Raw genomic sequence first — 14,781 nt, forward strand, 5'->3', positions numbered from 1 at the left:
TTCATTTATCCAGCGCTATCCCTGATCACATACTTAACAGAATTGGTATTACGGGGTTTTACATTTATAGCTCGTATTTAAACGTTAATCCTACAAGGCGAGGCTCGCCATACTGGTAGTAATTTTCAGTCGCGTACTTTTTAAGTGGATTATTACCGAACTCAAAACCTCGAACAGGCACGTCTCTATCAGCCAGGTTTCTTCCCCAAGCAGTCAGTGACCAGTTAGCTCTGTGATAGCTTATACTTGCATTAATCAGATTTTGATTAGGCGCTTGGTCGTTATGACTGTCTGAGAAGTAATAACTATCTTTACCTTCAAAACCAAGTTGCGCTTCTAGGTTATCTGTTAGCGCATAGTTAAAGCTAAACGCATATTGATATTTAGGTGCTTGTGCTTGATCTCTGCCGTGCTGATTGATGCCATCAGAAGTGGTGAAACCTTTAATTTTTGAGCGTAAGTAGCCAAAGCTATAGTTAAGAGCAAGGCGTTCTGTATATTGTTTTGTACCTTCGACTTCAAAACCATAGTTCTTGCCTGAACTAGCATTATCTAAATATCCAGCGAATTGCTGGTCTTGAACTTGCCATTGCTTTAATTGCATATCGTCACGCTTCATGTAGAAAGCAGTGACACGCAAAGTATGGCTCTTATCTTCGGATTGGCCTTTCACACCAAATTCGGCATTCCATAAATATTCAGGGTCGAAGGTGTAGTTCTCTGGCTGAATGTTTAGGTTTTTATCTTTCGCTTTCGCGAGCGCTTCACCGTTTACGCCACCGATTTTGTAGCCACGAGATAGACTTGTGTAGATCATAGTGCGAGGGACAACTTGATACTCTAGCGCAACTTTACCACCTAGCATGGTTTTATCGGTTGTTTCAGCAAAACCATTACTGTCTTTGTAGTCAGCCTCATAGCTTTCTGCACGTAAACCAGTGATCAGCTCTACATCTTTTGCAATTGATGTAATTTTTTGACCATAAAGCGCAGTATTACGAATATCGAAACTTGAATGAAAATCTTGAGATTGCCAAGTATAAGCACGAGTAAGGTCTACATCGCGACGCTCAGAATACAGACCCACAACCCAATCATCTTGCTTAGAGCTAATTTGCAGGTCGAATGTGCCTTTTTCAGTGTCACGAATATAGCTGTCTGTAGAGCTATAACCCCAAGGGTGAAGACCTGCTACACATAAGTTTGCTTGGTTGGCGTTATTACATACCCAATCTTCATCATAGCTATACAGTGAGTCTGCTTGCAGGCCCGTTGCTGTTGCTGTGATATTGACTGTTTCAAAGCCGGTGTAATTTGCAGTTAAAGAGAAAGCATCGCTTTCTAGGTTATCCTGACCTGGTTCATCAGCAACACTGTTGCGGCTATTATCAAGCGTGAATGCGTCATAACCGTTTTCGATATTGATGTGGTGTACAGCAAGTGAAGTATTGAAGTTATCGTTCCATTCATTGCTCAGCTTTAATCTTAAAGCTTGCTCATCTTGTTCTTGGGTTGGGCGATTTAGATATAGGTTATCGGTATAACCATCTGATTTACGTTGGAACGCGCTCACTCTGATAGCTGAGCTATCAGTTAAGCCAGTACCAGCCGCAATGCCAGCTTCGTAGCTATTGTGGTTACCAACACCTAACTTCACCTTTAATGCTTTATCTTGGGTAGGCGCAGTGGTTTGCATATCAATCATACCTGCCATGGCATCAGCGCCATAACGAGTACCTTGCGGGCCGCGATAAAGCGCAACTTGCTCAACATCGAATAATAATGCACTGCCACCCAGGCCTGAGTAGTTAATGCCGTCGATAAGTAAGCCCACACTTGGTTGAATTGGGTCTTGGAATTGCGAGCGAAGACCAACGCCACGGATCTGCACATAACGGCCGCGCGATGCGCCTGCTGTGAAGTTCACATTAGCCGTTGAATTTAAAATCTCATCTAAATAGCTTGCACCGCGTTGCGTAATTTCTAGTTCACCTAACACACTGGCACTGGCGCTCAAGGTTTGAATGCTTTCTTTTTTAAAGTCACCCGTGACTTCGATAACTTCAAAGCTAGTTTGTTCAGCAACCGCGTTAGTGGCAAATAAAGGCAGCATGGCTGCGCATAACAGAGAGATTTTTGCTTTCATTTTCAGGCTATTCCGTTTTAATAGTGAGGCGTGCATACGTTATGAATGTCAGTTTTGTTCAATTCAAAATCAGTAGTTAAGTTCGGCACGCGCTGACTATTCTAACAAATCAGGCCATACAGAGAAGCTAAACTATGTTTAATTATGTTATAACAGCGACCAATATCACCGAGTTAATAGAGGATTAAATGAGTTTTCAAGTTGAGTTTAAAGTGCGCGACTATGAGTGCGACTTACAAGGTATTGTCAACAACAGCGTCTATTTCAATTATCTTGAGCATGCACGGCATGAGTTTTTAGCGGCTAAAAATATCGATTTTGCCCAACTTGCCCGTGATAAGGTGAATTTAGTGGTGATCCGCTCAGAGATGAACTACAAAGATTCATTAAAACCGGGTGATGCGTTTTACGTTGAAGTCGAAGTGGAGCGTTTAAGCCGATTGAAATTCGCCTTTAATCAAAAGGTGATCCGCGCGGCAGACAATAAACTCATGCTGGATGCGGTCGTAACTGGCACATCGGTAAATGAAAAAGGTCGCCCATTTGTACCTGAACAACTTGAGCAGTTATTTGCATAAAAACTTTAGCCCTAAATATAGGAAGCCTAATATGAAAAATAATTTATCTACTTTAGCCATTGTTCTGGGTTTATCGGGCTCTGCTATTTTATCGGGCTGTACCATGGTTTGGGATGACCCAAATAGCCTTAACCCTTTCTCTGAAAAGACGCTACCGCAAGGACATTGGCAGTTAAGTCATATTGATGAAGTTAAGCAGCGCAGTAGTGAGATGCGCCTTCAGCTTGTCGAAGATAATCAGATCATGGGCCACACAGGATGCAACCGTTTCTTTGGTAAAACCCGTATTGAAGATAATCAGCTATATGTTGAGCAAATCGGCATGACTAAAATGCTCTGCTCCGATGAGCTCGATAAACAAGAGCGTATGCTACTGAATATGTTAGAAATCGGTGTGCCTTTTACGGTGTCAGATAAGGCGCTAATACTAAATGGTAAGCCAGTACTACATTTTAAACGTTTAGATGGTCTTGAATAAGTCATTGTTTATGAAGTAGACTGCACTCAATTCGTTACTTGTCGGAGTGCCTTCGGGCTGAGATCGCATTATTTGCGGGATCCGTGAACCTGATCAGGTTAAAACCTGCGTAGGGAACAAGCTGCCTTGCAAGCAAATATCTTTGCTGGCTGCAAAAAGCTAATATGCGTCGTGCATGCATGTGGCTCGGACCAATTGGGCTAACCCCCATCTCTCTCCATCTGGAGATCTGACAAGACACCTTAACTAACCATGAGGCAAGTCATGTCAAACAATAGTAGCAAGCCAAGCCGTCGCGAAACCCGTGCCGCGGCATCAGAATATATTTATAACCTTACTGGCCAACCGTTTCCAAACTCACAAAAAGTGTATGTAGAAGGTGAGCAAGCGGGTGTTCGTGTGGGTATGCGCGAAATCACTTTAAGCGACAGCTTTATTGGTGGCACAGAAGAAAACCCTGTTTTTGAAAAAAATGAGCCAGTCCGTGTTTATGATACGTCAGGCCCTTACACAGAGCCGGGCTTTGAGCTAAATGTACGTAAGGGCTTACCTAAATACCGTGAGCAGTGGATCTTAGACCGTGACGACACAGAAGAACTTGAGTCAGTAACCTCACAGTTTTCTCAACAGCGTATGGCTGATGAAGGCCTTGATCACATCCGCTTTGAGCACTTACCTAAAATTCGCCGAGCTAAAAAAGGCAAGAACGTGACGCAAATGCACTATGCGCGTCAGGGCATTATCACTCCAGAAATGGAATTCGTCGCGATTCGTGAAAACATGGGGCGTGAAAAAATTCGTGAAGAGTTATTAGCGCAACAGCACAAAGGCGAGTCGTTTGGTGCTGAAATTCCAGAGTTTATCACACCAGAATTCGTTCGCTCAGAAGTGGCACGTGGTCGAGCTATCATTCCTAACAACATCAATCACCCAGAATCAGAGCCAATGATTGTTGGCCGTAACTTCTTAGTAAAAGTGAACGCCAACATTGGTAACTCATCAGTTACCTCTTCAATTGAAGAAGAAGTTGAGAAGCTAGTATGGTCAACGCGTTGGGGGGCAGATACGGTAATGGATCTGTCTACAGGCCGTTATATTCACGAAACGCGTGAATGGGTTGTACGTAACTCTCCAGTGCCAATCGGCACCGTACCAATCTACCAAGCCCTTGAAAAAGTAAACGGTGTTGCTGAAGATTTAACATGGGAAATCTTCCGCGATACGCTGATTGAACAAGCAGAGCAGGGTGTGGATTACTTCACAATTCACGCTGGTGTATTACTTCGCTACGTACCAATGACGGCAAAACGCGTGACCGGTATTGTATCGCGTGGTGGTTCAATTATGGCGAAGTGGTGTTTAGCGCACCATAAAGAAAACTTCTTATACACACACTTTGAAGACATCTGCGAGATCATGAAGCAGTATGACGTATGTTTCTCACTGGGTGATGGTTTACGTCCGGGCTCAATTGCAGATGCGAACGATGAAGCGCAATTATCAGAGCTTCGTACTCTAGGTGAGCTGACGAAGATTGCGTGGGAGCATGACGTTCAGGTGTTCATCGAAGGTCCTGGTCACGTGCCAATGCATATGATCAAAGAAAACATGGACGAGCAATTAGAGCACTGTCATGAAGCGCCTTTCTATACCCTTGGCCCATTAACGACCGATATCGCGCCGGGTTATGACCATATTACTTCTGGTATCGGTGCTGCGCAGATCGCTTGGTATGGTACGGCTATGCTGTGTTATGTAACACCAAAAGAGCACTTAGGCCTACCAAACAAAGAAGACGTAAAAGAAGGTCTTATCACATACAAAATCGCCGCTCACGCTGCCGATTTAGCGAAAGGTCACCCAGGTGCACAAATTCGTGATAACGCGTTATCAAAAGCACGCTTCGAGTTCCGTTGGCACGACCAATTCAATCTAGGTCTAGATCCTGAGCGTGCGCTTGAGTATCACGACGAAACACTGCCGCAAGAGTCGGGCAAAGTGGCGCACTTCTGCTCTATGTGTGGTCCTAAGTTCTGTTCAATGAAGATCACCCAAGAAGTACGTGACTACGCGAAAGACCTAGAGGCACAAGGCGTTGATATCTCTGATAACAACGCAATTAAGATCAAGATGATCGATGTTGAAGCTGAAATGAAAGCCAAGTCTGAAGAGTTTAAACAAACAGGCTCTGAGCTATATCACAAAGCGATTTAGCAATTTATGCCATGCTTCGCGCATGGCATTGTTTTTTAGACCTGAGATGATTGCATCTTAGGTCTTAACCTTCGGGTTTTTAGGGGCAGAAATGAGTAAACCAAAAGTTGCTGTATTAGGGTTTGGTTTGTTGGGGCGTGTTGCAGCATTGATGCTGATGGATCGCTATCAACTGAGTATCTTCGAAAAAGACGACGCACAAGCAAATAACAGCGCCGGTGTGTTAGCGGCGGCCATGTTAGCGCCGTTGGCAGAGTCGGTAATTTGTGAAGCAGATTTAGCCGAAGATGGCTTAAAAGCCATGGCACTTTGGCCCGAACTTTTGGCAAAACTTTCTTCCCCAGTATTTTTTCAACAAGCAGGTACTCTCGTTGTTGCGCATCAACAAGACAAGGGCGACTTACAAAGCTTTTCACAACGCTTGAAACCCCTCGCAGGGCACCAAGCACACTTAGCCAATAGCCAAGATATTGCTCAGTTAGAGCCAGAACTTGCAGGGCGTTTTCATCAAGGCATATTTTTACCTTGTGAAGGTCAGCTCGATAACTTGGCTTTTTATCGCGCCAGTTTTGAGACCTTACAACAGCAAGATGTTGAGTTTCATTTTGGTCAGTCAGTGTATTGCGAGCAGGGGCAAGTGAATGGTGAAGCATTCGATTGGATCATCGATTGTCGTGGCCTAGGTGCCAAAGACGAAGTGTCGGGGCTGCGTGGCGTTCGTGGTGAAGTCGCGCGTGTATACGCACCAGAAGTGACGTTAACTCGTCCTGTTCGTTTAATGCATCCACGCTACCCAATTTACATTGCGCCGAAACCAAATCATGAGTTTGTCATTGGCGCGACTGAGATTGAGTCGCAAGATAATGGCCCGATCACGGTGCGCTCTACCCTTGAGTTGTTGTCAGCTGCCTACACGGTACACAGCGGCTTTAGTGAGGGCCGAGTAATGTCGATTAATTCTGGGCTAAGACCTGCGTTTGTTGATAATCGTCCAAACATTGAGGTAAAAGACAACCTCATCCAAATTAATGGCTTATATCGCCATGGTTATTTACTTGCACCTTTTGTGGTGCAGCAAGCACTGAGCAAGGGGTTACTTTGAACGTCGTATTCAATGGTCAACAAGTCGCGTTAACCGACACTAATTTACAAGCATTTATTGAATCGCAAGGCGCAGTGCCGCCATTTGCTGTGGCTGTGAATGGGCAGTTTGTACCACGCAGCCAATGTGCTGTGGCTGAATTAAAAGAGGGCGATCAAATCGAATTATTGTCGCCTATTCAAGGGGGGTAAACATGCATAAACCACTCACGATTTATGGCGAAACTTTTGATAGCCGTTTATTGATAGGCTCAGCGCTTTATCCGTCTCCGCAAATTATGCAGCAATCGCTGGTGGCATCGCAGTCGCAAATTGTGACTGTGTCGTTGCGACGTCAAAATTCAGTCGAAGCAGGGCAAGATTTTTGGCAACTAATCAAAGACACCGGGCTGCGTGTATTGCCTAATACAGCTGGGTGCCACAGTGTGAAAGAAGTGGTGACCTTGGCGCAAATGTGCCGTGAAGTCTTCGATACAGATTGGATCAAGTTAGAGCTGATTGGCGATGAGTATAATTTGCAGCCTGATCCCGTGGCTTTATTAGAAGCCACAGATATTTTGATCAAAGATGGCTTTAAAGTACTGCCTTATTGCACCGATGACTTAGTGATCTGTCAGCGATTGGCCGATTTAGGCTGTGAGGTATTGATGCCTTGGGGCGCACCAATTGGCACAGGCAAAGGGTTAATTAATCCTTATAATTTAAAAACCATTCGTGAGCGTCTGCCAGATCATACACTTATTGTGGACGCTGGCTTAGGTTTGCCGTCTCACGCTTGCCAAGCGCTTGAGCTAGGTTATGATGCGGTACTATTAAACTCGGCCATTGCTGGTGCGGGTTGCCCTGTGACTATGGCCAAAGCGTTTAAGTCAGCAGTAGAAGCTGGGCGCTTTAGTTATGAAGCCAAAGCCATGCCTGAAAAAGAGGTGGCGGCACCTTCTACGCCGACCATGGGTATGCCGTTTTGGCATCAAGATTAAAAAATATAAATAGATTAAGAGTTTAGGAGTCTGAGATGTCAGAAGTTGTTTGGAGTATTGCAGGCTCAGACAGTGGTGGTGGCGCAGGTATTCAAGCCGACCTTAAAGCTATGCACAGCTTTGGTGTTCATGGCTGTACAGTGATCACGGCGCTAACCGCACAAAACAGCCTTGGGGTTGAAGCCATTAACCCTGTTAGTAATGCCGTGATTGAGTCTCAACTTAATGCACTGGCGCAAGATATGCCTGCAAAAGTGATTAAAATAGGCTTGCTTGCCAATATCGCGCAAGTAGAGTTAATCGCCGAGCACATTGCTCACTACAAAAAAACGTGGGCAGTACCGCCAGTGGTGGTGTATGACCCGGTTGCGATTGCAACCAGTGGTGATACTTTAACTGAAGAAGACACGGTTGACGCACTGAAAAAGTATCTTTTCCCGCTGGTGGATGTGATCACCCCAAATACACACGAGACACAACTACTCACAGGTATCTACCTTATTGGCCCAAGCTCAGTGGTTGAAGCTGCCGAAAAGCTACAGGCTTTTGGTGCAGGTGCAGCGGTGATTAAAGGTGGCCACTGGGATTACCCGAAAGGTTACTGTATAGATTATTGTCGCAGTGACAACCAAGAAGAATATTGGCTAGGAAACGAAGCTGTAATCACTCCGCATACCCATGGCACGGGTTGCAGCTTATCGTCATGTATCGCGGCTTGTCTTGCCAAAGGTTACCCGTTAAAAGATGCGTTTATTTTAGGCAAAGCGTATATCAATCAGGGTTTAGCAGCTGCCGTACGGTATGGCGAAGGCATTGGCCCTGTGGCTCATACAGGCTTCCCAGAAGATTTAACGCATTTCCCGCAAGTGATAGAGCCGGGCAGTTGGCTAGCTGATGAATTGGAACTGACCGCGCCGGATGACTTTAATTTTGCCGCAGGTTTTGCCGACACTAACGGTGAGCTTGAGCTGTACGCGGTTGTTGATACTGCCGATTGGATTGAAAAATGTTTAGCCGCAGGTGTACCGACCGTACAGCTGCGCATAAAGGATCCAAACGATCCAAACCTAGAAGCAGAAATTAAAACCGCCATTATGCTGGGGGAGAAATATCAGGGGCGTGTATTTATCAACGATTACTGGCAGTTAGCCATCGAGCATGGCGCATATGGCGTGCATCTTGGTCAAGAAGACTTAAGTGAAGCTAACCTATCGGCAATTCAAAATGCAGGTTTACGCTTAGGCGTATCGACACACGGCTTTTATGAAATGGTGCGTGCGCACAATTATCGCCCGAGCTATTTGGCATTTGGGGCGATTTACCCAACCACGACCAAAGACATGACAGGGCAAATTCAGGGCCTTGAAAAGCTCAAGCATTTTGTGCCGTTAATGAAAGCACATTACCCGACCGTGGCGATTGGCGGTATTGATATTGCACGCACTGAGCAAGTTGCCAGTACCGGTGTGGGCAGTGTCGCGGTTGTCCGTGCGATCACCCTCGCTGATGATCACCAAAATGCGGTTCTTGAGCTTAAAGCTGCAATTCGCAAAGGACGAGGTGAGGATTAATGGCATTGGATGACAAAGAGCGGCTGCGTTATAGCCGCCACTTGTTACTCAAAGAAGTTGGCGAAGCTGGGCAAAATAAGCTGAAAAGTGCCAAAGTTGCCGTGGTCGGCTGTGGCGGTTTAGGCAGTCCGGCTTTACTGTATTTGGCGGCTTCAGGGGTAGGGCAACTGACATTTATTGATGATGACGAAGTTGAGCTATCTAACCTACAACGTCAGGTCATCTATAAAGTAAACCACCTTGGTCAAAGCAAAGCTAAAGCTGCGGGCAAGGTGCTGACCAGTCTAAATAATCAAATTTCAATGCATCCTGTGCACGCACGTTTAAGTGCAGAAAATTTAGATGGGCTATTGGCTGGTGCAGACTTTATTCTTGATTGTAGCGACAACTTTAAAACCCGTTATCTACTGAATGCATATTGTCTAGCGAAGAAAAAAGTCTTGATCTCAGGCGCTGCCATCGCAACCCAAGGTCAGGTGATGGTGTTTGATTTTAGAAGCGAAACCCCTTGTTATGCCTGTTTATTCCCAGAAGAAGGCGGGCAAGTGGCACAAAGTTGCGATAACTTTGGGGTGATAAGCCCGTTGTTAGGAGTCATTGGCTCAATGCAGGCGCTTTATACCGTAAACATGATTTTAGGTCATCATAGCGGTAGCGTGTTTAAACAAGTTGATGGTTTAACGTTAGCGCAAAAATCATTTGGGCTGTTTAAAGAACCAGAATGTGCATGCTGTTAATATCAAGAAATTTAGCTATTTTCTCGTCGAAATATAAATAACTGCTAACCTTTTAGATTGAATTCACAATTCTTTGTGTTTACAAACTAAGGACGCAACAATGAAGCTTCTATACGGGTTAGCCGCACTTTCACTTTTAAACTCTTTTAATACATATGCCCAAAGTGAGGGCATTTCTTATAGTTACCTGACCGTGGGTAATGAATCTATCAGTTACAAAGAAACGGCTACATTAGTGCCAGTTAAATCTGATGCGAGTGTGAGCAACCTGATGCTCAACAGCGGTGGTTTGTACGACATTAATGAAACCTTTGCATTCTCTGTAGATGCGCTCGCGACTTTCTCACCGAATTCTGACAATGAAGAATGGACCCATGAAACATTTGGGGTTTATCAACGCAATCAATTTGAATACATTCACGCCAGCACTCACCTTGCGTTGCACTATAAATTGACTGAAAACTTTAGAGTTATCGGTGGTACAGCGCTGTCACTTATTACTTATAAAAGAACAGGCATTAATTTAAATTTACAAGATGGCTCGGTGATCAAAGGCGGCATGCAAGAAGAAAAGTCGAACGAGATTTATCTTGATGCAGGTATAGCCTACGAAAGTGGCAAGCTGTCAGAAAGTATGCGTTATGGTTTTAAGGCGACGGTAGGTCATACCATTTGGTCTGAAACTTATAACACGCAATTTGATGGATTAGACTTCGCGACAGACACCTTACGCTACAACCTAGAAGCGAATGTCTCTTTTAAAGTTACCGAAGGTATTCATTTAGGTGCTTATGCGCGCTACTCAATGTTAGACAGAGGCCAAGAAGGCCCTGTTGAGTGGACGGGGACTTTAGTGGATAGAGAGTCTACTTTTGCTGTCGAATTTCCAGAAGGCGAAACAACCAATAGCAGCGTTGGTTTAATGTTACTTTGGGATCTATAAATGTAATTCATTGTGATCAACTAGAGCATATAGATACTAGTTGATCACAAAACCTTGCACATCACCTTGAATAGGTTTGAGCTCAGCAAACAAAATTGCATTTTGTGCTGAGTTAACATGAAACTGGTTGATGAAATGTTGATTACTCTCCATGACTTTTTCAGCTTCTTTTGTTGTTAAGTTATAACGCCAAATGCCCGAGCCCTTACGATAAAAGTAAACCTTGTCTTCTATTAGTTGAAAGTTGAGCCAGTTTATATTGCTAAAATCTTTAATAAGTAAAGTCTCCTTACTATCAAACAAACGCCATAGTCCAGCTTGATTTCTTTTTGAGTAAATCAGACCGCCTTGATATTGATACCCACTATAGCCACCATACTGTGTTAATTGAGTGTGTGTAAAAGTCGTTTTGTTAAACAGCCATAATTGCCATTGACCGCTTTTTTGACTGCTATAGATGATGTTTTTATCGTCTTGGCTATAGTTTGCAATATACGCTTTGTGCTCAGCTGTTATGAGTTTATTCACTTCATTTGTGAGCAAATTAAGCTCATATAAAGCGCCCTGTTTTTCAAAAAGTACATGCTCTTCTTGGTTATCAGCTTGAAAGCGTCTAAAGCCAAACTCAAATGGCAGTGAGATTTTGTGTAATGCTTCGCCTTTAAGTTGCCATAAATCATGCGTGCCCATCATATCTGAGAGAAACAACAGTGACTGATTATCAGTTTGCCTTGGTAGACGGTTGAGCGCGGCATTGTTAAGCATGGTTTGAGTTTTTTGTGTGTTGAGGTCATATCTTTTTATACGACTGCTAGGGTGATATTGAGTCGCGAGTAATACCTTACCATTAGGAGAGAAGGTACTGGTAATTGACTCAACCGGATAGCTCAGCTGTTTGATGATGTGTTTAGAACCGCTTTGAGTATCAACTTGTAGTAAGGTTTTTTCTGCAGTAAAAAACAGCACATCATTTTCTGCGTCCCATGCTAAAGCGCCAACCACATACGGTACAGAATAAGTTGCCAGCTTTTCCAATGTATGGGTATTTAGCACATGAATTTCACTGCGATCAGACTCAAGATATCGAGCAAATGCTAAACGAGGTTGAGTAGGGTGAGCGGCCAATCGAAAGTCGCCATTTAAAGCGGCGTGTTTTTGTGGCAAGGATATTTGCTCTAGTACCTGAGTTGCTATCTTAAATTGATATATTTTATAGGGCGTAGCGTTACTTTTTCTTGCTTGAATAAAGAGCCTTTTCATATCGTAGTGCCATGCAATTTTGACATCTGAAAACTGACTACAATCTAGCAACGTCTTTTTATCAAAAGAAGCGAGTGATACCTGTTCTATTAAGCAGCTTTCTCTATTTTGAGAAACCAGTCCGATGACTTTCCCATTTGGAGCAAGTCGAATATCTCGAACGTCAGTCAGGTTTATGGGCAATACTTTAGGGATGTTTTTATTTACCTTCAAGTAAAGAGATGCTTGACCATTTACATCAGTATTAATGAATAACACTTGCCCGTCTTTTGCACTGCTGAGCTTGGTTTCTACACCATCGAGCGCGGTAAATCTAAACTGGCTAAACTCAGTTTGTTTGCTCTTTTCTTCTGTGTTCTGCAAAGTGTTATGTATGTATAAGAAAAAAAGCGATATAAGCAAAAAAGTGCAAATGACGATGGTTACCCATCTATTTTGAAGTTTGACAGAGGGCTTTATCTTTGTTGAGCCCAATGTGTTATTAGGCCCAGACAGTATTTTTACAGGTGCGCAAAATTGATACCCAAACTTTGGCTTGGTGACAATAAATTCAACATCTGGTGATAGCTGTTCTAGATGACTTCTAAGTTTAGAAATCGCTTTATTCACCGCACCGTCAGAGACGACTTGTTGTGGCCATGATAACTCAATTAATTTATCTCTCGATAGAACTGGTTCGTCACTTTGAATAAAGGCTAATAATAGGTGATACGACTTGGCTTCTAATAAAATGCTGCCTTCATTATGAAAAAGCGCTTTTTCTTGAGTATCAAAAATAATGTCGTGGATTTGATATTTCATACCTAGCCTAATGTTTTTTATACTTATTTTTTAGGTAAGCAAAAGGTAACGATAAATTCGATTAAAGGTTGTGACAATAATGTAGCAGCAAATTTAGTCTCTTGGCAAAACAGGAGAGACAAATGAAAAAGTTATTATTAACCCTTGTATTGTCTGGTTTCTTACAAGCTTGTGGAAGCCAGAGTCACCCCACAGAGCAGGTTGAACTGAATGACACACCAGAGGAAACCTCAAGTGATTTACACTCAAGTTTGGGAGGTCATTTTTATACCTTGGCCTTCCCTGAAGGAGGGATTAAAGAAGGAAAAGCATACAAGTTATTATTTGCTTTTCATGGTTCAGGAGGAACAGAAAAGGACATGCAACGCATGACGCGATTTGAGTTCTTAAGCGATGATTACCTAGTAATTTACCCCAAATCAAAGGAGATAGAGTGGGATGAAGGGTGTGAGTGCAATATAGCACATCGTTTAGGTGCTAAAGATGTCGAATTTATCGTTCAATTGATTGATAAAATGCATGCCGAATATAATTTGTTAGAAGGTGAAAACTACGCGGTGGGCTTTTCTCAAGGAGGGCTGTTCAGTCAAAACATGCTGTGTAAGTTCAGTGAAAAGTTTCAAGCTGTCGCAAGTGTGGCATCACCTATGTCAGATAGGCTATCGAGTATGTGTAGTATTTCCGATCCAACAAGTTATATGTTAGTGCAAGGCACCGCTGATAGAGTGTTACCTTATCAAGGTCTGGTGCATCATAACTTTGGGCTTATTTCGGCGCCTAAAGCAGTCGAATTGATTACTAGCCAGACCATACCTGATGCCATAGTGTCTGAAAGTACGCCCAGTGAGCGCGTTACTGAGAAACTATATCGTTCTTCAATCGACGCTAAACTATTGAGCAAATTAGTCAGCATTGATAGAGGTGGCCATGCTTGGTCTTTTGAAAACTACTCAACCTCAAACCAGCTATTAGACTTTTTTAATCAAAGCAGCGGGTACGCTTTACCTGAATACTCAGCTCTTTATACGGTGAATACTAAAAACTACCACGTTAGAAGTATGGGTAAACAAACTGAAAAGGGAGATGTAGTGATACTCTCTGGTGCGAACAAGTTTTTTCACAGTGACTCCGCTTGGGCTTCACTTTTGCAACCATTACTTGCAGAGCATGCGAGAGTGCATGTAATAGACAGGTTAGGGAATGCTTGGAGCTCCGATGTAGAAGAGCCTTCATTCAAACAGCTGGCAGCAGATTTACCTGAACTACTTAGCTTAATAGGCACTAAAGAAGTTACATTCTTGAGCTTCGCTAACAGCAACTTAGCGACCCTTATGTACTTACATAATCCCAACCCTGAAATTCAGGTGAATGGTGTAGTGTGGGCTGATCCCGATATTTTACTACCTCACTCGATTGCTCAATATCAAAGTGGCGCGGTTGCAGGCCTGCGAAAATATAAAAGCGAATATGTTGAGCATGTAAGTGGCGGAAATTGGACAGAAAAGAGTCGTGAGCGTATTGCTATTGAACGTGAAGAGATCGTCAAGCTCATCCCTTCAAATCATCAAGAGACAATGGACTGGGTCTACTATGACCAAGTAACTGAGCTGCGGTTAAAAGTCGAAAATCAAGTAACACGTATAAAAGAAATGATGAACTATCATGATGATCTGAATATTGCTGAGCCATTACAGCACAATATTAGTGTGCCTATTAGTATAATTGACAGCGACTTTGAGCGCTTAGATATTGCTAATGCTAACGAGGAAGAAAAACCGGGTTTAATTCAATGGCAACAAGAGGGCACGCAATGGAGTAAAGATATTGCGAATAAAACTCAAGGACAATACTACGCACTTGAAAATGCCAGTCATCAAGTGTTTTTTGAGCACCCTGATACTGTCGTTAAAGCGATACTAGAGATATTAGAGCGTAACGATTAGTACTTTTCTAAATCTTGATGGCCTGCGCG

12 protein-coding genes and 1 riboswitch are annotated in these 14,781 nt (G+C 43.3%); of the genes, 10 read left to right on the forward strand and 2 right to left on the reverse strand.

Annotated features, from left to right (window positions below):
* Positions 1 to 64: 64 nt before the first annotated feature.
* Positions 65 to 2,146 (reverse strand): TonB-dependent receptor, encoded by a 2,082-nt coding sequence (locus tag AAEU28_RS18185; RefSeq protein ID WP_421965374.1) that lies wholly within the window; start codon positions 2,144 to 2,146, stop codon positions 65 to 67.
* Between the two features lie 188 nt (positions 2,147 to 2,334).
* On the opposite strand from AAEU28_RS18185, the gene AAEU28_RS18190 reads away from it, so the two are divergent.
* From AAEU28_RS18190 to AAEU28_RS18230, 9 genes are all read left to right on the forward strand, one after another.
* The gene (locus AAEU28_RS18190; protein ID WP_421965375.1) at positions 2,335 to 2,724 is read left to right on the forward strand and encodes an acyl-CoA thioesterase; all 390 of its coding nucleotides are present in this window, start codon (positions 2,335 to 2,337) and stop codon (positions 2,722 to 2,724) included.
* 31 nt (positions 2,725 to 2,755) lie between these two features.
* Complete coding sequence (locus AAEU28_RS18195; protein WP_421965376.1) at positions 2,756 to 3,202, forward strand: META domain-containing protein; 447 nt, start codon at positions 2,756 to 2,758, stop codon at positions 3,200 to 3,202.
* A gap of 32 nt (positions 3,203 to 3,234) precedes the next feature.
* Positions 3,235 to 3,335: riboswitch (TPP riboswitch) on the forward strand.
* A 131-nt stretch (positions 3,336 to 3,466) separates the two neighbouring features.
* Positions 3,467 to 5,416 (forward strand): phosphomethylpyrimidine synthase ThiC, encoded by a 1,950-nt coding sequence (gene thiC / locus AAEU28_RS18200; protein ID WP_421965377.1) that lies wholly within the window; start codon positions 3,467 to 3,469, stop codon positions 5,414 to 5,416.
* Positions 5,417 to 5,507: 91 nt separating this feature from the next.
* Positions 5,508 to 6,518 carry an FAD-dependent oxidoreductase gene (locus AAEU28_RS18205; RefSeq protein ID WP_421965378.1) on the forward strand — a complete coding sequence of 337 codons (1,011 nt, stop codon included), beginning with the start codon at positions 5,508 to 5,510 and terminating at the stop codon, positions 6,516 to 6,518.
* The gene (gene thiS, locus AAEU28_RS18210) at positions 6,515 to 6,709 is read left to right on the forward strand and encodes a sulfur carrier protein ThiS (protein ID WP_058031113.1); all 195 of its coding nucleotides are present in this window, start codon (positions 6,515 to 6,517) and stop codon (positions 6,707 to 6,709) included. The genes AAEU28_RS18205 and thiS overlap by 4 nt, the downstream gene beginning before the upstream one ends.
* Before the next feature lie 2 nt (positions 6,710 to 6,711).
* Positions 6,712 to 7,497 (forward strand): thiazole synthase, encoded by a 786-nt coding sequence (locus AAEU28_RS18215; protein ID WP_421965379.1) that lies wholly within the window; start codon positions 6,712 to 6,714, stop codon positions 7,495 to 7,497.
* Positions 7,498 to 7,532: 35 nt separating this feature from the next.
* Positions 7,533 to 9,068 (forward strand): thiamine phosphate synthase, encoded by a 1,536-nt coding sequence (thiE, locus tag AAEU28_RS18220; protein ID WP_421965380.1) that lies wholly within the window; start codon positions 7,533 to 7,535, stop codon positions 9,066 to 9,068.
* Positions 9,068 to 9,805: a HesA/MoeB/ThiF family protein gene (locus AAEU28_RS18225; protein WP_421965381.1), complete on the forward strand. Its 738-nt coding sequence runs from the start codon at positions 9,068 to 9,070 to the stop codon at positions 9,803 to 9,805. The genes thiE and AAEU28_RS18225 overlap by 1 nt, the downstream gene beginning before the upstream one ends.
* A gap of 100 nt (positions 9,806 to 9,905) precedes the next feature.
* A complete protein-coding gene (locus AAEU28_RS18230) occupies positions 9,906 to 10,748 on the forward strand; it encodes a hypothetical protein (RefSeq protein WP_421965382.1) in 843 nt (280 codons plus the stop codon).
* Positions 10,749 to 10,784: 36 nt separating this feature from the next.
* On the opposite strand, the gene AAEU28_RS18235 is transcribed toward AAEU28_RS18230, so the two are convergent.
* On the reverse strand, positions 10,785 to 12,809 hold the full coding sequence (locus AAEU28_RS18235) for a winged helix-turn-helix domain-containing protein (protein ID WP_421965383.1): 2,025 nt from the start codon (positions 12,807 to 12,809) through the stop codon (positions 10,785 to 10,787).
* Between the two features lie 122 nt (positions 12,810 to 12,931).
* On the opposite strand from AAEU28_RS18235, the gene AAEU28_RS18240 reads away from it, so the two are divergent.
* Entirely contained in the window at positions 12,932 to 14,752 is a 1,821-nt protein-coding gene (locus AAEU28_RS18240; protein WP_421965384.1) for an alpha/beta hydrolase, read from the forward strand.
* Positions 14,753 to 14,781 lie beyond the last annotated feature (29 nt).

Origin of the sequence: Pseudoalteromonas sp. SS15 (genome assembly GCF_049257195.1) — a bacterium.
Classification (GTDB): domain Bacteria; phylum Pseudomonadota; class Gammaproteobacteria; order Enterobacterales; family Alteromonadaceae; genus Pseudoalteromonas.